Source organism: Brevundimonas sp. SL130 (assembly GCF_026625805.1).
In the GTDB taxonomy this organism is placed as follows: Bacteria; Pseudomonadota; Alphaproteobacteria; order Caulobacterales; family Caulobacteraceae; genus Brevundimonas.
The window spans coordinates 638464-659812 of record NZ_CP113064.1 but is presented as its reverse complement, the minus strand read 5'-3'; the positions used below and the strand labels follow the sequence as shown (position 1 = coordinate 659812).

At 68.0% G+C, this 21349-nt stretch carries 16 protein-coding genes; 10 read left to right on the top strand and 6 right to left on the bottom strand.

Annotation, left to right across the window (positions count from 1 at the left end):
- The first annotated feature begins 67 nt into the window (after window positions 1–67).
- From OU998_RS03235 to recQ, 3 genes are all read left to right on the top strand, one after another.
- A complete protein-coding gene (locus tag OU998_RS03235; protein WP_267515411.1) occupies window positions 68–2017 on the top strand; it encodes a M1 family metallopeptidase in 1950 nt (649 codons plus the stop codon).
- A 231-nt stretch (window positions 2018–2248) separates the two neighbouring features.
- Window positions 2249–3226 (top strand): complex I NDUFA9 subunit family protein, encoded by a 978-nt coding sequence (locus OU998_RS03230; protein ID WP_267515410.1) that lies wholly within the window; start codon window positions 2249–2251, stop codon window positions 3224–3226.
- A gap of 87 nt (window positions 3227–3313) precedes the next feature.
- Complete coding sequence (recQ, locus tag OU998_RS03225) at window positions 3314–5212, top strand: DNA helicase RecQ (protein WP_267515409.1); 1899 nt, start codon at window positions 3314–3316, stop codon at window positions 5210–5212.
- 159 nt (window positions 5213–5371) lie between these two features.
- Here recQ and OU998_RS03220 read toward each other — a convergent pair whose 3' ends face one another.
- The 3 genes from OU998_RS03220 to mutM form a co-directional block, all read right to left on the bottom strand.
- On the bottom strand, window positions 5372–6274 hold the full coding sequence (locus OU998_RS03220; RefSeq protein WP_267515408.1) for an alpha/beta fold hydrolase: 903 nt from the start codon (window positions 6272–6274) through the stop codon (window positions 5372–5374).
- Window positions 6275–6327: 53 nt separating this feature from the next.
- Window positions 6328–7113, bottom strand: a complete 786-nt coding sequence (locus tag OU998_RS03215) for an enoyl-CoA hydratase (RefSeq protein ID WP_267515407.1) — start codon at window positions 7111–7113, stop codon at window positions 6328–6330.
- A 67-nt stretch (window positions 7114–7180) separates the two neighbouring features.
- On the bottom strand, window positions 7181–8044 hold the full coding sequence (mutM, locus tag OU998_RS03210; RefSeq protein ID WP_267515406.1) for a bifunctional DNA-formamidopyrimidine glycosylase/DNA-(apurinic or apyrimidinic site) lyase: 864 nt from the start codon (window positions 8042–8044) through the stop codon (window positions 7181–7183).
- Window positions 8045–8185: 141 nt separating this feature from the next.
- On the opposite strand from mutM, the gene OU998_RS03205 reads away from it, so the two are divergent.
- The 3 genes from OU998_RS03205 (at window position 8186) to OU998_RS03195 (ending at window position 12132) form a co-directional block, all read left to right on the top strand.
- Complete coding sequence (locus OU998_RS03205; protein WP_267515405.1) at window positions 8186–8977, top strand: phosphatase PAP2 family protein; 792 nt, start codon at window positions 8186–8188, stop codon at window positions 8975–8977.
- Window positions 8978–9043: 66 nt separating this feature from the next.
- Window positions 9044–11098, top strand: coding sequence for an OPT family oligopeptide transporter (locus tag OU998_RS03200; protein ID WP_267515404.1), 2055 nt, complete (start codon window positions 9044–9046; stop codon window positions 11096–11098).
- Window positions 11099–11172: 74 nt separating this feature from the next.
- The gene (locus tag OU998_RS03195) at window positions 11173–12132 is read left to right on the top strand and encodes an IS5 family transposase (protein ID WP_267514385.1); all 960 of its coding nucleotides are present in this window, start codon (window positions 11173–11175) and stop codon (window positions 12130–12132) included.
- 255 nt (window positions 12133–12387) lie between these two features.
- On the opposite strand, the gene ubiG is transcribed toward OU998_RS03195, so the two are convergent.
- On the bottom strand, window positions 12388–13203 hold the full coding sequence (gene ubiG, locus OU998_RS03190; RefSeq protein WP_267515403.1) for a bifunctional 2-polyprenyl-6-hydroxyphenol methylase/3-demethylubiquinol 3-O-methyltransferase UbiG: 816 nt from the start codon (window positions 13201–13203) through the stop codon (window positions 12388–12390).
- Window positions 13204–13258: 55 nt separating this feature from the next.
- On the opposite strand from ubiG, the gene OU998_RS03185 reads away from it, so the two are divergent.
- The 4 genes from OU998_RS03185 (at window position 13259) to ispG (ending at window position 19378) form a co-directional block, all read left to right on the top strand.
- Window positions 13259–14548: an aspartate kinase gene (locus OU998_RS03185; RefSeq protein ID WP_267515402.1), complete on the top strand. Its 1290-nt coding sequence runs from the start codon at window positions 13259–13261 to the stop codon at window positions 14546–14548.
- Window positions 14549–14610: 62 nt separating this feature from the next.
- Window positions 14611–16869, top strand: coding sequence for a phosphoenolpyruvate--protein phosphotransferase (ptsP, locus tag OU998_RS03180; protein WP_267515401.1), 2259 nt, complete (start codon window positions 14611–14613; stop codon window positions 16867–16869).
- Between the two features lie 184 nt (window positions 16870–17053).
- Window positions 17054–18169, top strand: a complete 1116-nt coding sequence (locus OU998_RS03175; RefSeq protein ID WP_267515400.1) for a helix-turn-helix domain-containing protein — start codon at window positions 17054–17056, stop codon at window positions 18167–18169.
- Between the two features lie 60 nt (window positions 18170–18229).
- Window positions 18230–19378, top strand: coding sequence for a flavodoxin-dependent (E)-4-hydroxy-3-methylbut-2-enyl-diphosphate synthase (gene ispG / locus OU998_RS03170; protein ID WP_267515399.1), 1149 nt, complete (start codon window positions 18230–18232; stop codon window positions 19376–19378).
- 82 nt (window positions 19379–19460) lie between these two features.
- On the opposite strand, the gene OU998_RS03165 is transcribed toward ispG, so the two are convergent.
- On the bottom strand, window positions 19461–20378 hold the full coding sequence (locus OU998_RS03165; protein WP_267515398.1) for a hypothetical protein: 918 nt from the start codon (window positions 20376–20378) through the stop codon (window positions 19461–19463).
- A complete protein-coding gene (locus OU998_RS03160) occupies window positions 20375–21238 on the bottom strand; it encodes a CsgG/HfaB family protein (protein ID WP_267515397.1) in 864 nt (287 codons plus the stop codon). The genes OU998_RS03165 and OU998_RS03160 overlap by 4 nt, the downstream gene beginning before the upstream one ends.
- Between the last annotated feature and the right edge of the window lie 111 nt (window positions 21239–21349).

Sequence of the window (21349 nt, the reverse complement as noted above, 5' to 3'; positions counted from 1 at the left end):
GCTTGATCTTTTCTGAGTTTCCGCGCGTTCTCCGGCCAATCCCTAAGGTCAGCCCCGGAAAGCCTCGATGAAGCCTAAAGCCTTCGGTCTCGTCTCCGCCCTCGCCCTTGCGTCCGCCCTGGGCCTGGGGGCCTGTTCCGCCACGACCGGAGCCTCTCTGGCGCCGCCCGCCATCGCCCCGGCGCCCGGCCCGGACGCGATCGACAGCCATACCTACGCCCGGCCCGAGATCGCCCGCGTCGTCGACGTGGCCTTGGACCTGACCGCCGACTTCAACGCCAAGACCCTGTCGGGCACGGCGACCCTGGACATCCTGGCCGTCCCTGGGGCCAACGAGGTGATCCTGGACATCCGCAATCTGGACATCCAGGACGTGCGCGACGCCGCAGGGCAACCGCTGCGCTATGTCGTCGGCGACAATGACGCCATCAAGGGCCAGCCCCTGACCGTCTATTTCCCGGCCTTCGTCGCCCATGAGCGACGCAAGATCACCGTCCGCTATTCGACCCGGCCCGACGCGGCGGCCCTGCAATGGCTGTCGCCCAGCCAGACGGCGGGCGGCCAGAAGCCCTATCTGTTCAGCCAGGGCCAGGCCATCCTTACCCGCACCTGGGTTCCGACCCAGGACAGCCCCGGCATCCGCCAGACCTATTCGGCCCGCATCACCGCACCCGCCGACCTGACCGTGGTCATGAGCGCCGACCAGCTGACGCCCAAGGGCGAAGCGGCCGCGAACGGAATGAAGACATGGCGCTTCCGGATGGACAATCCGATCCCGCCCTATCTGATCGCCATCGGCGTCGGCGACATCGCCTTCGCGCCCTTCGACGAACGCACAGGCGTCTGGACCGAGCCCAGCCGCCTGCGCGCCGCCGCGGCCGAGCTGGCGCCCACCGCCGAAATGGTGGACGCGGCCGAGAAACTGTACGGCCCCTATCGCTGGGGCCGCTACGACCTGCTGGTCCTGCCGCCTTCCTTCCCGTTCGGCGGGATGGAAAACCCCAAACTGACCTTCGCCACCCCGACCATCATCGCCGGGGATCAGTCGCTGGTCTCGCTGGTGGCGCACGAACTGGCCCACTCCTGGTCCGGCAATCTGGTCACCAACGCTACCTGGAACGACTTCTGGCTGAACGAGGGGTTCACCGTCTATTTCGAGAACCGGATCATGGAGTCGGTCTACGGCCATGACCGGGCGGTGCAGGAACAGGTGCTGAGCTGGGACGGACTTCAGGACGAACTGAAGACCCTGCCCGCCGCCGACACGCGCCTGCACCTGGACCTGACCGGCCGCGACCCCGACGACGGCATGAACACCATCGCCTATGACAAGGGATCGGCCTTCCTGCGCACCATCGAACGCACCGTCGGTCGCGAGCGGTTCGACGCCTGGCTGCGCGGCTATTTCGACCGCAACGCCTATCGGCCGATGACCACGGCCATGTTCCTGGCCGACATCCGCACCCATCTGGTTAAGGGCGACGCGCGCCTGGAATCCGAACTGCAGCTGGACGCCTGGGTCTATCAGCCCGGCCTGCCGTCCAACGCCGTGGCCCCGGTGTCGAACGCCTTCACGCCGGTCGACGCGGCCGCCGTCGCCTTCTTCAAGAACAGGGGACCGGCCTCGGCCATTCCGTGGGCGGAGTGGAACACCCAGCAACGCCAGCGCTTCCTGGGCTGGCGTCCCGAAGGTCTGGCCGCCGGCGCCGACTGGCTGACCGACGCCCAGTTGGCGGACCTGGAGCGCACCCTGAACCTGGCGAACGAGGGCAACAGCGAACTGACCTTCGCCTGGCTGCAGATCGCCCTGGCCCACCGCTATCAGCCCTCGGTCGCCACGGCCGAGAAATTCCTGACCAGCCAGGGCCGGCGCAAATTCGTCATGCCCCTGTTCCAGACCCTGTGGAACGAGGGCGACTGGGGCCGCCCCATAGCGCAGCGCATCTACGCCGAGGCGCGTCCGCTGTATCACCCGGTCACCAGCGGTTCGGTCGATCAGTTGGTGGGACGGCCGTAAGATGAGAGCCCCTCTCCCGCTTGCGGGAGAGGTGTCGCGTCGATCGCGCAGCGATCCAGCGACGGAGAGGGAAGTCATCCTTTCAGAAACAAGACTTCCCCCATCGTCAGGCGTGTCGCTTCGCGTCACGACCTGACACTTCCCCCGCAAGCGGGGGAAGGTCGTCGCCAGCGTTGCGGCGCCGCGCCCCATCGGCTATCCCGCAGCACGGATTTCGACTGGAGCTTCCCCATGGCTGACCTCGCCCCCGGCGTCGTAACCCTCTTTGGAGGGTCCGGCTTCATCGGGTCTCAGGCGGTGCGCGCCCTGGCCCGCCTGGGCTGGCGTATTCGCGTCGCCGTGCGCAACCCGGTTCTGGCCATCGAGGTCCAGCCCCTGGGCGATCCGGGCCAGATCCAGTTCATGCGCTGCGACGTGACCAATGCCGAGGACGTTGCGGCCGCCGTGCGCGGTTCGGACGCCGTGGTCAATCTGGTCGGGGTTCTGCACGATGGCGGCGGCAAGCGCGGTTTCAAGAGCGCCCATGTCGAGGCCGCCAAGAACATCGCCCAGGCGGCCAAGGCCGCCGGCGTGGTCCGCGTCGTCCAGATCTCGGCCATCGGCGCCGATGCGAACAGCCGCTCCGCCTACGCCCGCACCAAGGGCGAGGCCGAGGCCCAGATCCGCGCCGTCTATCCCGACGCCGTCATCCTGCGTCCTTCCCTGGTGTTCGGCGCCAGCGACGGCTTCCTGAACCGGTTCGCCGCCATGGCGGCCTCGGCGCCCGCCCTGCCGCTGATCGGCGGCGGCAAGACCCGGTTCCAGCCGGTCTATGTCGCCGACGTGGCCGAGGCGGTCGCGCGCGCCGTGACCCGCGGCGACGCGGCCGGCCGCACCTTCGAACTGGGCGGACCTGACATCTATACATTCCGCGAAGTGCTGGAGCTGGTGAAGCGCGAGACTCACCACGACCGCTTGCTGGCGCCCATTCCCTTCCCGGTCGCCAAGCTGCTGGGTTCGCTGTTCCAGACCGTCAGCCTGCTGGGCCTGACCCCACCCCTGACCCGCGATCAGGTCGTCATGCTGCAAAAGGACAATGTCGTCTCGTCCGGCGCCGCGACCCTGGCCGACCTGGGCCTGACCGCGCCGACCGGCATGGCCGCCATCGCCCCCTCCTACCTGTGGCGCTATCGCGACGGCGGTCAGTTCGCCGTTTCGCCCGCCCACTGAGGCTTCGCCCCGACCCGAGCTGACGCCCGGCCGTGAAAACGGCCGGGCGATCTTCGCACGGCGGAACAAATAGTGCACAACCTTCGGATGCCGGCCACGCAAACCCAGTCCCGACCCGCCCAAGACCTCACGCTGGACGACGCCCGGTCCCTGCTGTCGCGCGTCTGGGGCCACGCCGACTTCCGGGGCCTGCAAAGCCAGGTGGTGGACGAGATCCTGGCCGGGCGCGACGTCCTGGCCGTCCTGCCGACCGGCGGCGGCAAGAGCGTATGCTATCAGATCCCCGCCATCCTGCGCCCCGGCCTGGGCCTGGTGGTCTCGCCCCTGATCGCCCTGATGACCGACCAGGTCGAAGCCCTGAAGCAACAGGGCGTCGCCGCCGCCCGGCTGGATTCCGGCGTCTCGCTGGACGAGCGGTCGGCCATCTGGGCCGCGGCCCGCGCGGGTGACCTCGACCTGCTGTATGTCTCGCCGGAAGGCCTGGCGGCGGGGGCCATGATGGACCGGCTGGCCGAACTGCCGCTCAGCCTGATCGCCATCGACGAGGCCCACTGCGTCAGCCAGTGGGGCCACGACTTCCGCCCCGACTATCGCAACCTGGGTCTGCTGGCCGAGCGGTTCCCGAACGTCCCGCGCATCGCCGTCACCGCCACCGCCGACGCCCGCACGCGCGACGACATCCTGCGCTCGCTGCGGCTGGAACAGGCCAAGGTCTTCGTCGACAGTTTCGCCCGCCCGAACCTGCAACTCTCGGCCGAACGCAAGGAGAGCGCCTCGCGCGCCAAGACCGACGCCCGAGTCATCGAACTGGTGCGCGAGCGGCGCGGCAAGCCGGGCGTGGTCTATTGCGGCAGCCGCGACGGCTGCGACCGCGTGGCCCAGGCGCTGCGCGACGCCGGGACCAACGCCATCGCCTATCACGCGGGTATGGACAACAAGGAGCGCGACCGCCGGCTGGAACGCTTCCTGGCCGAGGACGGGGCCGTCATGGTCGCCACCATCGCCTTCGGCATGGGGGTGGACAAGGCCGACGTGCGCTTCGTCATCCACGCCGATCCGCCGGGCTCGCTTGAGGCCTATTGGCAGGAGATCGGCCGGGGCGGCCGCGACGGCGAACCCGCCGAGGGCATCACCCTGTACGGCCCCTCCGACATCGCCTGGACCCTGCGCCGGCTGGACGGCCGCCCGATGGCCGAAGAGGTCAAACAGGTTCAGGTGCGCAAGGCCCGCCAGCTGTTCGCCATGCTTGACGGAGCCGTCTGCCGCGCCCAGGCCGTGCGCCGCTATTTCGGCGAGCACGACGCGGCCCCCTGCGGCGTCTGCGACATCTGCAGCGATCCGCCCCAGACCTATGACGCCACCGTCCCCGCCCAGAAGGCCCTGGCGGCGGTTCAGCGCCTGGGCGGCCGCTTCGGCCGGGGTCGGGTGATCGACCACCTGACGGGGCGCACCAAGACGGTTCAGCCGTGGGAACAGCAGCTGTCCACCTGGGGCATAGGCGCCGACATCTCGCCCAACGGCTGGCGCGACATCGTCGATCACCTGCTGTTCGAAGGCCTGCTGGTCGAGGATCCGAACGACGGCAAGCCCTTGGTCGGTCTGGGCGACGGCGAGGCGGTGCGCGCCGTCTACAAGGCCGAACGCAAGATCGAGGTGCGCCGCGTGCCCGCAGGCTATGACGCCGGCACGCGCTCGGGCAATCCGCGCAATCGCCGCGACCGCACCGGCGAGGGCCGCAACGCCGCGCTCGAGACCATGGACGCCGACGTCCGCGCCCGGTTCGAAGCCCTGCGCGCCTGGCGTCGCGACCGCGCCTCGGAACAGCACGTCCCGCCCTATGTCATCTTCCAGGACAAGACCCTGCTGGAAATCGCCCACGCCGAACCGGGCGACCTGACCAGCCTGGGCGCCCTGCCCGGCGTGGGGCAGTCGAAACTGGATCGCTACGGCAAGGGCGTGCTGGAGACTTTGGCGGCCATCCACTGACCCTCTCCCGCCGGGAGAGGGCTTGAGCGCCCGAGAGCGTCAGCGATCGGTCTTCGCGCGAAAGGGTGAGGGGCAAAGTGGTGCGAGCTGGCCCACCGGCGGCCCCCTCATCCGGCCCTTCGGGCCACCTTCTCCCCCCGGGAGAAGGAAGACCGAGTCCTACCCCAGAAACCGATCCACCGCCGCCTGGAACCGCGCCGGCTGGTCGATCATCACCTGGTGGTCGGCGCCTTCCACCCGGACGAACTGCGCCGGGCGGGGCAGGTTGGAGAAGCCGTAGCGGTACAGGCCCTCCAGCCGATTGCGGGGGCTGTTGGCGTCCGCAGTCCAGCCATAGACCACCGTCACCGGCGCCCGGATGTCGCGCAGCCGGGGCCGCAGATCGACGGTCAGGGCCTCGTAAAGGCCCTGGGCCAGCACCCGTCGGTCGCCGCCCTGGAGGCCGAGGCCGTCGAACACCATGTCGCCCGCCAGGCCGAGGTCGCCGCCCAGGGCCGAGACCTGGCCTTTCAGCGCCTGGTCCCCGAACAGCATCAGGCCCTGATAACCCAGCCGCGCCAGGGGTTCGACCTCGCGGGCCGTGACGCGGGAATCGACCAGGGCCGGAAAGAAGGGCGCGGAATCCACCACCATCACCCGCCCGATCCGGTCGCGCATGTCCGCCGCGACCCGCAGCGCGATCTGGCCGCCCAGCGAATGGCCGATCAGGGCGGGGCGCGAAAGACGTTGCTCGCGGATATAGCGTTCGATCTCGCGCGCGGCGGGCGTGGCCAGGGCGCCGCCGGCATTGGCCCCAATGTCCGTCTGGCCGAAGCCTCGGATGGTCACCAGATGCACCCGATACCGGCCCTCCAGCTTGTCCGCCGTCGACCGCCAGGCCGCCCCGGTTGAGCCCAAGCCCGGAATGAAGACGATATCCGGCCCCGCGCCCCGCGTCTCGACGATGATCCGGTCGGAACGGAAGGCGGGGGCGAGCGACGCCGATACTGTTGTCTGGGCGGCGACGACGCCGGGCAGGACGACAAACAGGATCGCGAAAAGCGGAACGAGAAGACGGCGCATAACCCGCTCCTAACGCCCGATCACGGCGATCGGTTGACGGCCGCGACCTTGGGTCATCGCCCCTTGAAGTCCGGCTTGCGCTTGTCGACGAAGGCGGACATGCCTTCCTTCTGGTCCTCGAAGGCGAACAGGGAATGGAACAGGCGGCGTTCGAAGCGGACGCCTTCGCTCAGACTGGTCTCCAGGGCGACATTGACCATCTCCTTGTTCATCATCACCGCCAGCGGGCTTTGCGCCGCGATCTTGGCGGCGGCGGCGCGGGCCTCGTCCAGCAGGGCGTCGGGGGCGACGACGCGGCTGACCAGGCCGGCGCGCTCGGCCTCTGTCGCATCCATCATCCGGGCGGTCAGGATCATGTCCATGGCCTTGGACTTGCCGACCAGACGGGTCAGCCGCTGCGAGCCGCCGATGCCCGGCGCCACGCCCAGATTGATCTCGGGCTGACCGAACTTGGCCGTCTCAGAGGCGATGATGAAGTCGCACAACATGGCCAGTTCGCAACCGCCCCCCAGGGCGTAGCCCGAGACCGCCGCGATGATCGGCTTACGGAAGCGCATGATCCGGTCATGGCCCAGGGCGAAGAAATTGCCCTTGAACATGTCGGCGTAGGACTGGTCCGCCATCTCCTTGATGTCGGCCCCGGCGGCGAAAGCCTTGGCCGAGCCGGTCAGGATCAGGCAGCGCACGCTGTCGTCAGTCTCGACCGCATCGAGGAAGGCCGCCAGTTCCCCGAACAGGGTCGAGTTCAGGGCGTTCAGCGCCTCGGGCCGGTTCAGGGTCACGACCGCATAGCCGTCGGCGCAGCGCTCGATCAGCAGGGTGGAATAGACGTCGGCCATGGGCGGTCTCCTCTGTTGACGCCGGTCATAGAGGATCGACGGCCGTTCGTCATGACGGCCGGTCGCCTCAGCGCTTCTGACAGGTCGGGCAGTAGAAGGTCGAACGTCCGCCCTGGACGATGCGCGCGACCGTTCCCGTGCAGCCCTCCCCCCGGCACGGCTCGCCCTCGCGGCCGTAGACGTCGAACCGATGCTGGAAATAGCCCTGGCCGCCCTCGGCGTTGGCGAAGTCCTTCAGCGTCGATCCGCCCGCGGCGATGGCGTCGTTCAGCACATCGCGGACGACAGAGGCCAGGGTCTCCAACCGCGCCTTCGATACCGATCCCGCCGCGACCAGGGGCGAGATCCGGGCGCGGTACAGGGCCTCGCACACATAGATATTGCCCAGACCCGCAACGATCCGCTGGTCCAGCAGGGAGACCTTGATGTTCTGTGTCTTGCCGGCGAAGGCCTCGGCTAGGTGCGCGCCGGAAAAGCCGTTGCCGAGCGGCTCGGGCCCCAGGCCGGAGAACCAGGGATGGGCCTCGACCTGGGCGGTGGGGATCAGGCCCATAAAGCCGAACCGGCGCGCGTCGGCATAGCCGATGCGGGTGGCGGCGCCGTCGCGCACGGCGCAGCCGCTGAAATGCTCGTGCTTGCCGGCGATGGGGGCGGCTTCCTCGAACTCGCCCAGCTGGGTTCCGTCCAGGGTGAAGCGGCCGGTCATGCCCAGATGGGTGATCCAGGTCTCGCCCGTCGACAGGGGCAGGAGCAGATATTTGGCGCGGCGGTCGATCCGCTCGACCGTCGCCCCTTCCAGCCGCTCGGCGAAACCTTCCGGGAACGGAAAACGCAGATCAGGCCGGTTAATCCGCACCCGCGACAGGCGCGCGCCCGCCAGCACCGGCGTCAGGCCGCGTCGGACGGTTTCGACCTCGGGGAGTTCAGGCATGGCCCGGTCCTAGCCCGTCGGCGCCCCTGCGCCAAGCCGATCGTCCGCCCCCGCGACATTCGTCGGAAAACATTGTTCGAATTGACGCTGGAACGACACCCCGGTCTGTCATCCAGGCCGCGAGCAGTCCGGGGAGGGAATATGTCTCAGTCCGCCCTCGTCACCAAGCCGCGTCCGCGCGCCGCGTCCCTGCTCGATCTGGGCCGGTCGATCGGCGTGACGCGCGACGACGTCGCGATCCTGGCGGCGATGGCCGTCCTGGCGATCAGCATCTATTTCCTGACTTTTCCCGGTGTAGATATCGCGGTCAGCCGCCTGTTCTACCGGCCCGAGGCCGGCTTCTTCCTGGCAGACAATCCCTTGCTCAAGGCGCTGCGCAAGAGTTCGACCCTGGTGCTGGCCATGATGCTGTTGGGCGTGATCGGACGACTGGCCTGGCGCATTCTGCATCGTCGGTCCGTCGGCGCCGCAGCATGGCGGACGGTCTTCGTCCTGGCGACTCTGGCCATCGGCCCCGGCCTGGTTGTCAATCTGCTGCTCAAGGGCCTGTGGGGGCGCGCCCGGCCGGTCCAGATCGACACGTTCGGCGGCGAGGCCGCCTTCACCCCCGTCTGGGTGATCAGCAACGGCTGTCAGTCCAACTGCTCCTTTGTCTCGGGCGAGGGGTCCAGCGCGGCCTGGATGGTGGGGGTGCTGCTGGTGCTGACCCCGGCGAAATGGCGGCCGGTCGTCCTGCCGGTGGGGATCCTGTACGCCTTCGCCCTGTCGATGAACCGGCTGGCCTTCGGGGGGCATTTTCTGTCGGACATCCTGCTGTCCTGGGCCCTGACGGCCCTGGTCATGGCGGGGGTCTATCGCGCGACGGTGGCCTCGCCCGGCCTGGTCCGCCGGGCACGTCGGCGCTTCCGAGGGCTTCAGCCCGTCCCCGCTTGAGCGTGACCGGTTGCCGCAGCGGCCGTTATGGGCTTACGTCCCGCTCGAACGTGGGAACCGACCTGAATGACTGACGCCGCCGCCGCCGCCCCGAAAGGCCGGCTTGAACTGACCCTTCGCGCCCTTGTGCTGGGCTGCCTGCTGGCGGTGATCTTCACCGCCGCCAACACCTATCTGGGCCTGCTGGTCGGCCTGACCTTCGCCTCGGCCATTCCGGCGGCGGTGATCTCGATGGCGGTGCTGCGGGTCTTCCGCACCTCGACCATCTGGGAAAACATGACCGTCCAGACCGTGGCCTCGGTCGGCGGGGCCATGAGTTCGATCATCTTCGTCCTGCCCGGCCTGGTGATGATCGGCTGGTGGCTGGAGTTTCCCTTCTGGCAGTCGGTGGCCATCTGTATCCTGGGCGGCGTGTTGGGGGTGACCTTCTCCATCCCGCTGCGCCGCGCCCTGGTGACCAACGGCGGCCTGCCCTACCCCGAAGGCGTCGCCGCCGCCGAGGTGCTGAAGGTCGGCTCGCGCGGGGCCGAACAGACCGAAAGCGCGGTGCGCGAGAACAAGTCGGGTCTGTGGGTCGTCGTCGCCGGCGCCCTGGTCTCGTCCGGCTACGCCCTGCTGGTCGCGGGCCGCGTCTTCGCCGGCGAGGCCGCCAAATTCTTCAAGCTTCCGGCCGCCCTGGGCGGCGGGGCCACCGGCATGGGCTTCGGCATGCAGTTCGCGCTCCTGGGCGCCGGCCACCTGATCGGCCTGACCGTGGGCCTGGCCCAGCTGTTCGGTCTGATCCTGGCCTGGGCCATCGCCGTGCCGATCCTGACCAGCCCCGACACCATCGCCTGGCTGACGGCGCACGGGATTCCCTCCATCGCCTCCACCCTGCCGGCCGGCGTATCGGCCGAAGAACTGGCGTCAAAGGTCTGGAGCCGCGAGGTTCGATTTATGGGCGCCGGCGTCATCGGCGTCGCCGCCATCTGGACCCTGGTCAAACTGGCCGGCCCGCTGATCGGCGGCCTGACCTCGGCCCTGGCCGCCAACGCCAAGCGCGCCCACGGCGAGGTGCTGGAGCGCACCGAACAGGATCTGCCCATCAAGCTGGTCGGCGGGATTTCGGTGGTCTGCCTGATCGGCATCGCCGGCTTGCTGGCCTGGTTCGCCCAGAGCGCCCCGGCCCTGGCGGGATCGACCCCGCTGCTGGTCATCGGCGGCCTGGTCTATGTCGTCCTGATCGGTTTCGCCGTCGCCGCCATCTGCGGCTATATGGCCGGCCTGATCGGCTCGTCGAACAGCCCGGTCTCGGGCGTCGGCATCCTGGCGGTCGTGATCGCCTCGCTGCTGATGCTGGGCGTCATGGCCATAGCGGGCGTACCCGCTGATCCGTCGATCATCGCCTTCGCCCTGATCGTGACCGCCGTGGTCTTCGCCGTCGCCGTCATCGCCAATGACAATCTTCAGGACCTGAAGACCGGCCAACTGGTCGAGGCCACGCCCTGGCGCCAGCAGACCGCCCTGATCGTCGGCGTCGGCGCCGGCGCCATCGTCATTCCCCTGATCCTGAACCTGCTGAACCAGGCCTTCGGCTTCGAGGGCGGCCCGCCCGCCATCGTCGAGGGCGCCAAGACCCTGGCGGCGCCTCAGGCGACGTTGATCTCGGCCCTGGCGCGCGGCGTCATCGGCGGCGATCTGCGCTGGGACCTGATCGGCCTGGGCGCGGTGATCGGCGCCGTCATCATCGTGCTGGACGCCGTCGTGTCCAAGGCCACGAACGGCAAGGTCAAGCTGCCGCCCCTGGCCGTCGGCATCGGCTTCTATCTGCCCGCCGCCGTCACGACCATGCTGGTCATCGGCGCCGTCTGCGGCTGGATCTACGACAAGGCCGTGTCCAGCACCCGTTACGCCGACGTGGCGCGGCGGATGGGGGTGCTGCTGGCCTCGGGCCTGATCGTGGGCGAGAGCCTGTTCGGCGTCTTCACCGCCGGGGTGATCGTCGCCACCCGCGACGACGCCCCCTTCGCCATGCTGCCCGAGGGCTCGGCCTGGCCGGCCATGCTGGCCGGAATCGTCGGCTTCGCCGTCGCGGTGTTCAGCCTGTACGCCTGGACCCGCAGCCGCGCCAAGGCTGTCTAATAGTCTCCCTCCCCTTCAGGGACCGTTGCATTATTCGCGGATCGTGATTCCCTGTCCCTGACGGAGGGATTACGATGTCGGTGAAGCGGACGGGCCAGTTGGGATTTGGCGAGGTTGCGCTGGCGCGGCGTAGTGGCAGCGCGGCCCTGGAGCGGGTGTCGGCTCTGGTCGATTGGACCGGGTTCGAGCGAACGCTGGCGGGGCTTCGCGAGGAGGGGCCGGGCCGACCCGGCTATCGGCCTCTGCTGTTGTTCAAGGCCCTGCTTCTTCAGGCCTGGTATGGGCTGTCGGACGCCGAGCTGGAGTTCCGGCTGGGCGACAGCCTGGCGTTCGGGCGGTTCGTCGGGCTGAGCCTGGAGGACGAGGTTCCCGACCACACGACCCTGTGCCGGTTCCGTAACCGGCTGGTGCGGGATCGGCTGCTGGAGCGTCTGTTCGCAGAGCTGGATGGTCAGTTGGAGGGTGCGGGCGTGGTCCTCAAGCAGGGCACGATGCTGGACGCCACCCTGATCGAGACGCAGGCCGCAGGACGGCGCGGCCCCGGCGAGGCCAGGGTCGATCCCGACGCCGCCTACGCCCGCCGCTCTGGCAAGCCGGGTTCGACCCACGGCTACAAGGCCCACGTCGGCGTCGATCAGGGCTCGGGCCTGATCCGGTCGATCCTGACCACTCCGGCCAACGTCAACGACACCACTCCCGCCGACGCTCTGGTCCGGGGCGATGAGAGGGCCGTGCTGGGCGATGCGGCCTATCACACCCATGCTCGGCAGGCCGCGCTCAAGGCTCAGGGCATCAAGCCGCGCCTGATGCGACGGCCCAACAAACATCACCCGACACTGCCGCCCCGTCTGGCCCGGCTCAACCGCCTGATCGCTCGCCGGCGCGCCGCCGTGGAGACCACCTTCGCCACCTGGAAGCGCCGCATGGGCCTGACCGGCATCCGCTACATCGGTCTGACCAAGGCGTCCGGCCAGATGCTGATGGTCGCCATGGCCTTTAATCTGCGCCGCTGGGCCGCCCTGCAACCCGCCTGACCAAGCCCGGAATCCGTCCAAAACCCGCCGACCCGACCCGAAACAACCCAATCTCACCAGCATGAGCGCTGCCTTATCGCGCCAAGCCAAAAGCGGGACCGTAACGCAATGGTCCGCTTCATGGGGAGGGACGATCGCGCAGCGATCAGGGTGGGGCCCGAAAGGGCGCGAGCGAGGTCCAGACCGCCCCACCCCGGCTGCCCCCGGATCAAGTCCGGGGTGCGCCGCCCCTCCCCATGAAGGGGAGGGAGATTTTCAGGCCCGCGTGGCCACCATCATATAGTTGATGCCCGCGTCGTCGCTCTGGCTCCAGCGGTCGGCCAGCGGGTCGTAGTTCAGGCCATACGGCCCCTCGACCGTCACCGGCTCGGCGGCCAGCATCGCCCGGATCTCGTCGGGCTTCAGGAACTGGCGCCAGTCGTGCGTCCCGGCGGGCACCCAGCGCAGGATGTATTCCGCCGCCACCTTGCCCAAGGCCAGGGACTTCAGGGTGCGGTTCAGGGTGGCGACCATCATCACCCTGCCCGGTCGGACCAGGCGCGAACAGGCGCGCACGAAGGCTTCCGGGTCGGCGACATGTTCGATCACCTCCATGGTCAGGACCACGTCAAACGGCCCCGCCCCCTCGGCCTCGATCTGTTCGACCGTGGCGGCGCGATAAGCGATGTCCAGCCCGACCATATCGGCGTGGGCCCGCGCCGTGCCGATATTCTCGGACGAGGCGTCGATGGCGGTGACAGAGAAACCCATCCGCCGCATCGGCTCGGCGATCAGCCCGCCGCCACAGCCGACGTCCAGAAGCGTCAGCCCCTCGAACGGCCGCCGCGCCTTCGGATCCCGGTCCAGCCGGGCGCACAACTGCTCGCGAATCAAGGCCAGCCGCGCCGGATTGAACCGGTGCAGGGGCGCGAACGGCCCGTGCGCATCCCACCATTCGGCCGCCTGGGCCGAGAAGCGGGCCACGTCGGCCGGGTCGATCGATGCGCCAAATGCGCCTTCGGACGAATTTTGCGGAAAACCATGCCCTTCGCGGGGTAGGCGAGACGGTGCGGCGTCGCTAGAAGCGGTCATGCGCGAGGGATGAACCTTCGCGCCCTTTCACGCAAGCAGGGGGCGGAACGCCACGATGACGCGGCCCGATTCTTCACGATCCGACACCACGCGACTGGTGATGAAGTTCGGCGGCACCTCGATGGGCGACCTTGAGCGCATCCGTCGTGCAGCCCGAATCGTCGCCGCAGAGGCTGCTTCGGGCAAGAAGATCGCCGTCGTGGTCTCCGCCATGGCCGGCAAGACCAATGAACTGGTCGCCTGGACCGACGGCGCCGGCCCGGCCGCCGCGGGCCTGCCGATCAGCGACGACGAATATGACGTGGTGGTCGCCTCGGGCGAACAGGTGACGGCCGGACTTCTGGCCATCACCCTGCGCAACATGGGGCTGAACGCCCGGTCGTGGATGGGCTGGCAGGTGCCGATCATCACCGACGACGCCCACGCCCGCGCCCGCATCATCGACATCCCCGGCGACAAGCTGGGCGCCGCCGTCGACGCCGGCGAGATCGCCATCGTCCCCGGCTTCCAGGGCGTGACGCCCGAGGGCAAGATCACCACCCTGGGCCGGGGCGGCTCCGACACCTCGGCGGTCGCCGTGGCGGCGGCCCTGTCCTGCCCCTGTGACATCTACACCGACGTGGACGGCGTCTATACGACCGACCCCCGCATCGAGAGCCGCGCGCGCCGCCTGGCCAAGGTCTCCTACGAGGAGATGCTGGAAATGGCCTCCCTGGGGGCCAAGGTGCTGCAAACCCGTTCGGTCGAACTCGCCATGGCCAAGCAGGTGCCGGTGCGGGTTCTGTCCAGCTTCATCGAACCGGACGAATCCGGCCAAATGCCCGACAAGGGCGGAACCCTGATCTGCGACGAGGAGGAGATCTTGGAAAAGCGCATCGTGTCCGGTGTGACCATGAGCCGTGACGAAGCCCGCATCACCCTGCTGGGCCTGTCCGACCGTGTGGACGCCCCCGCCGACGTCTTCACCCGCCTGGCCGAGGCCAACGTCAATGTGGACATGATCGTCCAGAGCCAGGCCCGCACCGCCAATACGGTCAACCTGACCTTCACCACCGGCCGCCGCGACGCCGTGCGCGCCGCCGAGTTGATGACGGCGGGCCAGGATCAGCTCGGATTCGAGGAAATCCGCGTCGACGAGGACGTCGCCAAGGTGTCCGTCGTCGGGGTCGGCATGCGCAGCCACGCCGGCGTGGCCCAGACCATGTTCCAGGCCCTGGCCGACAAGGGGGTCAAGTTCCAGGCCATCTCGACCTCGGAAATCAAGATCAGCGTCCTGATCGACGCGGCCTATGCCGAACTGGCCGTGCGCGCATTGCATTCGGCTTATGGCCTGGACGCGATATAGGGTGATTTGAACAGGCGCTTCGGCGCCACAGCGCGGGAGCCATGATGCCGGCAGGCGGCGCGATGACCAGGGGACCTCGGATCCTCCTGCGCCAGATCCGCGAGGCTCTGGGCGGGGCCGGCGCGGGCGCGACCCCGGCGCAGGACCGTCTGAACATGGTGGTGCGGATCATCGCCCGGTCGATGGTCGCCGAGGTCTGCTCCATCTATCTGCGCCGCGCCTCGGGCGAGCTGGAGCTGTTCGCCACCGAGGGTCTGAACCCCGCCGCCGTCCACAACACCCGCCTGCGGCCCGGCGAGGGTCTGGTCGGCGAGGTGGCCCGCATGGCCCAGCCGATCAGCCTGTCGGACGCCCCGTCGCATCCGTCCTTCTCCTATCGGCCGGAAACGGGCGAAGACCCCTATCACGCCTTCCTCGGCGCCCCGCTGCTGCGCGGCGGCCGGGCCATCGGCGTCCTGGTCGTCCAGAACCGCACCGAGCGGCGCTATGACGAGGAAGAGGTCGAGGACATCCAGACCATCGCCATGGTCCTGTCCGAGACGGTGTCCTCCGGCGAACTGCTGGACCAGGACGAACTGCGCGACGTCGAACTGGCGCCGCATCGCCCAGAGCGTCTGAAGGGACAGAAGTTCGGCGACGGTCTGGCCGTCGGTCGGGTCGTCCTGCACGAAGCCCCCCTGCCGCCCGAAAAACTGCTGGCCGAAGACCCGGCGATGGAGGAGGCCCGGCTGAAGTTGGCCCTGGCCTCGCTGAAGACCGGCCTGGACGCCATGCTGGACAAGGGCCAGGGCCTGGCCGGCCCCTCGTTCGAGGTGCTGGAGACCTATCGGATGTTCGCCGACGACCGGGGCTGGAACCGGTCGCTGGAAGAGGCGGTCCGCAACGGCCTGACCGCCGAGGCGGCGGTGGACCGCGTCCGCAACGAACACCGCGCCCGCTTCGCCCAGGCCCGCGACCCCTATATCCGCGAACGGCTGCACGATTTCGAAGACCTGGCCAACCGGCTGCTGCGGGTGCTGGCGGGCGACAAGCCGGGCGAGCGCGAGCTGCCCGACGACGCCATACTGGTGGCGCGCAACCTGGGTCCGGCGGATCTGCTGGAATATCCGCGCGACAAGCTGAAGGGCCTGCTGCTGGAAGAAGGCTCGGCCGCCAGCCACGCCGCCATCGTCGCCCGCGCGCTGCAGATTCCCTGCGTCGGCCGCCTGATGGGCCTGCGCGACCGGTTGTCGGAAGGCGACATCGTCATCGCCGACGGCGAGACCGGCGAGGCCTATCTGCGCCCCCGCCCCGACATGATCGAGGCGGTCCAGTCGCGGATGGCCGTGCGCGACCAGCGCCAGGCCCAGTTCGCCCAACTGCGCGACACCCCCGCCATCACCCTGGACGGTCAACGCATCACCATCCTGACCAACGCCGGACTGGCGGTCGATCTGGAAAACCTGGACGAGACGGGCGCCGAAGGCATCGGCCTGTTCCGCACCGAATTCCAGTTCATGGTCTCGGACGAGCTGCCCCGACTGGACGCCCAGACCGCCCTGTACAAACTGGTGCTGGACGCCGCCGGCGACCGCCCCGTCACCTTCCGCACCCTGGATATCGGCGGCGACAAGGTCCTGCCCTATCTGGAGGCCGAGCGGGAAGAGAACCCCGCCCTGGGCCGCCGCGCCATCCGCCTGGGCCTGGACCGGCCTTCGTTGTTGCGGATGCAACTGCGCGCCCTGCTGACGGCGGCGGCCGGCCGCGAGCTGCGCGTCATGTTCCCGATGATCGCCACGGTGGACGAATACCGGGCCGCGCGCGACCTGGTGGATATCGAATGCGCCTGGGCCAAGCGGCGCGGCCGCGCCCTGCCCGCCCTGCTGCGCGTCGGGGCCATGGTCGAATGCCCGTCACTGCTGTGGCATCTGGACGCGCTTCTGCCCCTGACCGACTTCGTCTCGATCGGCACCAACGACCTGTTCCAGTACATGTACGCCGCCGACCGCACCAATCCCCTGGTCTCGGACCGCTACGACCCCCTGTCGCCCCCGACCCTGCGCGCCCTGCAATCGATCCAGAAGGCCTGCGCCGACACCGGCACCCCGGTGTCCATCTGCGGCGAGCTGGCCGGCCGTCCGCTGGAGGCCTTCGCCCTGATCACCCTGGGCTTCACCCGCCTGTCGGCCCCAGCCGGCGGCGTCGGCCCGGTCAAGCGGATGATCCTGTCCGCCGACCTGACGGCCGCCCGACGTGGGCTGAACAATCTGCTGAACCTGTCCACCGGCTCTGTCCGTAACGAGATCGAATCCCTGGCGCGAAAGTTGAACGTCGCTGTCTGACGATCGCCGCGCGCGTCCCGTTCAGGGAATCGCCGTTGATGGGACAGGGATTATGGTTTATCCACAGGACGCATCAGGACGGACTCCGGGGGGAGGCGCGTCCGGTCACGAAGACATGCTAACCGACAGGTCCGTTTCGAGTACGGAGCGGATTCAGGCCGTTCCGAGTGTGGGGTCAGGCGTCATGGCGCTGGATGCGGGGAACGCCCCCGAAGAGTTCAAGGCTCATCCCGACTGGAAGGACGTCACGCCCTCCATCGCCGAGTCGGCGACTCTGGGCGACGGCCTGCGGCGCGCGCGCGAGCAGTCGGGCAAGTCCCTGGCCGACCTGGCCGCCGAGACCAAGGTTCACACCCGTTTCCTGATCGCCCTGGAGCAGAACGACTGGTCGTCCTTGCCGTCGCGCGTCTTCGCCATCGGCTATGTGCGCGGCTATGCGACGGCCCTGGGCCTGGACGAACAACTGGCCGTCGAGCGGTTCAAGCGCGAAAGCCCCGACACCTCCGCCCCGCTGAAGGCGCCGATCGGCGTGGCCTTCGAGGACGTCAAACGCTATTCGCCGCGCATCATCGCCGGGATCGCCGTTTTGGCCGTGGCCGTCGTCGGCTGGAACATCTTCCAGCGGGTCAATCTGATGCGGGCGCCCCAGCCGTCGGATATCGCCACTGTGCCCGAAAGCTGGTCCCTGGGCGCCGTGCCCGGCCAGGACGGGCTGATCGACCTCAGCGCGCCCCGCGCCGCGCCGCCCGACCAGACCACGCCGGCCCTCTATATCACGCCGGGCCTCGAGGCCGAGCTGACCGGGATCGACCCCAATGACCCGGCGGTGATCGCGGCCACGGCGGCGGCGAACAACGCCCCGGTGCAAAAGGCCTTCAATCCTCGCGGCGCCGTCTATGGCGCGCCCGCCACCGCGTCCCAGGTGGTGATCCAGGCCAAGAAGGCCGGCGCCATGGTCGTGCGTCTGGCCGACGGCCAGGCCCTGTTTGCGCGCCAGATGGCGGCCGGCGAAGCCTGGCGCGCGCCCATGGGCCTCAGCGCCGTCATCGACGTGTCGGATCCGGCGGCCTTCGACGTCTATCTGAACGGGGAGCACGGCGGCGTCCTGCCTGCGGTGCTGACGCCCCTGACGCAGCTGAACCGCCGCGCCGAGGACGCCGCCCGCCAGGTGGCGGACGAGCAGGCGCGCCGTCAGCTTCAGGCTCAGGCTGACCGGGCGGCCCAGGTTCAGGCCCCCGGGCAGGGCCAGCAGGGGACCGCGCCCGTCGGTCCGGCCCCCGACGTCGCCGCGATAAACTGATTTTCGTCCCCATGGCCCCGGCGCCGTGGCCCCGACGCCGTCTTCGGCCTATATGAGCGCGTGATGAGCGACCATACCCACGTCCGACCCTGGCGCCATATCGAGCGCCGCAAGAGCCGCCAGATCCGCGTCGGCTCCGTTCTCGTGGGCGGCGACGCCCCGATCAGCGTCCAGTCGATGACCAATACGCCGACGTCCGACGCGGCGGCGACAATCGACCAGATCCGCCAGCTCGAAGAAGCCGGCGCCGACATCGTGCGCGTCTCCTGCCCCGATGTGGAATCGACCGAGGCCTTCAAGACCATCGCCCGCGAGGCCAAGGTTCCCTTGGTCGCCGACATCCATTTCCACTACAAGCGCGGCATTGAGGCGGCCCAGGCCGGCGCCGCCTGCCTGCGCATCAATCCGGGCAATATCGGCAGCGCCGACCGCGTCCGCGACGTGATCCAGGCCGCCAAGGATTACGGCTGTTCGATGCGGATCGGCGTCAACGCCGGCAGCCTGGAAAAGGAGCTGCTCGAGAAATACGGCGAGCCCTGCCCCGACGCCATGGTCGAGAGCGCGCTGAACCACGCCCGCATCCTGCAAGACCACGACTTCCACGAGTTCAAGATCTCGGTGAAGGCGTCCGACCCCTTCCTGACCGTCGCCGCCTATCAGCAACTGGCCGAGGCCATCGACTGCCCCCTGCACCTGGGCGTGACCGAGGCCGGCCCCCTGCGCACCGGCACCATCAAGTCGGCCATCGGCATGGGCTCCATGCTGTGGGCCGGCATCGGCGACACCATCCGCGTCTCCCTCGCCGCCGATCCGGTCGAGGAGATCAAGGTCGGCTTCGACATCCTCAAGTCGCTGGGCCTGCGCCACCGGGGCGTCAACATCATCGCCTGCCCGTCCTGCGCCCGTCAGGGGTTCAACGTCATCGAGACCGTGACCCTGCTGGAAGAGAAACTGGCCCATATCTCGACGCCGATGAGCCTGTCGGTCATCGGCTGTGTCGTGAACGGCCCGGGCGAGGCCCTCTATACCGACATCGGCTTCACCGGCGGCGGCAAGGGGGCGGGCATGATCTATCTGAACGGCAAGATCGCCCACAAACAGGCCAACGACGGCATGATCGACCACATCGTCGACCTGGTCGAACAGAAGGCCGCCGAACTGGACGCGGCGCGGGCACTACATGAAGCCACCGCTGTCGCCGCAGAATAACGTCGGGTCGCGTTGAAAATACTATATCGCGTGTAAAACAACGCACGACTATCTTCTGCGACATTACATTGTGCGCCGACGATCAGGGAAGATTCACCCGCTCAAGTCGCCGCCCGTTCGACGCGGGATCTTCAAGTTCAGCGAATTGCGCTTGGCTGCCTGGATGAATATTTTCAAGGCTCTGACCGCCCTCCGCTTCGATGTCTGCGAAGCCGTTGCCGGCCGAGACCACATTGCAGCGTATCTGCCCGCGCTCCACCCCGCCATCGACAATAACCGTCGCACCAAGAGTCAGCAGCGGCGCACCATAGTTGACCCGCGCCCTTCGCCCCGACACAGAGACGATCCGGAGTGGATGGAGCTCAAAATTGACCGAGCGCGAAACCGCCAGCGCAAGCTCGCGCTGCAAGTTGTTGTAGACTGAAGCGTCGCTCTGGTTCGAGGTGCTGGAGAATCCTTCGGTGGCAAAGCTATCGCCGAAGCTCACACGCTTGGCGATTGAACCGCCAAAACGCACACTCCCGTCGGGTTCTCGAAGTGAGAACTCCACCGTAAGGCCAGCGTCCTCGTTCGACTGCTCAATGTCCTCGATCGCTACGCTGGCGCTGGAGACGCCGACGTCGGAAACCCGCCCGTTCAAAACTATCGCCCCTCGCGTTCCCCTAGGCGCCACCTCCACCCCGCCCGATGCCGCCAGCGCACTGGTGATCGAGGTCCGCAGATCAGGAAAATTATCGACGCAATCCCGGACCAGATCCTGTCGCCAAGTGGCGGCGAAAGCAGCCGAGGTTTTTGAGCCGACGCCGTAAACACGCGTGTGCGACGCCGCTGCCCCAACCGAGCCGGACGTCAGTATGTAGGTCGTGCAAGACTGCGCACTGGTGAAGTCGCCGATCACCACTCGCTGTTGGGCGATCGCCGGAGCAGCGACTGCGACAATAATGCCCGCCAGAAGGCCGCCTATGACGATTTGGTAGTTCCCGCCGGTCGCCGCGCTCATTGCCGCCCCCTGCGCCCATCACGCGTCTGGACCGGTTCGGCAAGACGGGCAACGGTGCCAATTTCCGGAGCCGATGTAAGCGGCGTGACGGCCACTGCGCGCGAAAAACGCGGCGTAACCTCAGTTACTCGTACCTGGCCGATGGCGGTTCCCTCGTCTGTGAGCAGTTCGCCCGTCGCCGGGTCAGGGATGCTTTCGCCCTTGGTGAACAAGGTCAGAGTGGCGCCTGGATTCAATGTGCCCTCACCATAGTTCAGCAAGATGGTGCCGTCTGGCTGGACTGCTGCAACCTGGATTGGAAAGATTTCCATGACCAGGCCCGAGGCGATCTTGTTGGCCACCGTGCGAAAGAGAGTGGAAAGGTCGATTCCTTCGCCGCTTGCACAAGTCGATCCGGAGCGGCTCTCCTCGTTAAGGCTATCGGTATAGCGAACCTCGCCAGTGCGCTGATCGACGATGCGAATATCGACGGCGATCGTCGCGATCACGCGCGTGCAGGTAACGGCCCCCTGGTTGCCGTTCGTTCCCCTGAGGAACGCCATACCCAAGGTCCCGCCAATATCATTCGTTTGCCGTGTCGAAATATTGGTGATGGTGCCATAGACAAGATAGTCGGCGCCTTCGAAGCCTCCTCGACGGCCCGGCGTATTGGTCGTCACGAGCCCGCGATTACCGCTCTCTTGCTCTTTTGCGAGTGTACCAAAGTTTCGCTCCATTACCCGGAACTTGTTGGTGTCCGAGATCGCCGTTTGGACCATGGTAGACAGAACATCGGCGTGGCCGCTGTTTGCCTGGTCGCGCATTTCATACACTGCGACCACAGGCCGCCCCTGCGCGTTCACAGTTTGCGTAAACCCCATCAGAACGACGGAACACAACCATAAGGCAGCAACCGCACGACGTATCGCTCGCATAAATCATCCCCCGCCATTTAGGCTTCCCGGATAACTTAAATACCGAAGTTCTTCGAG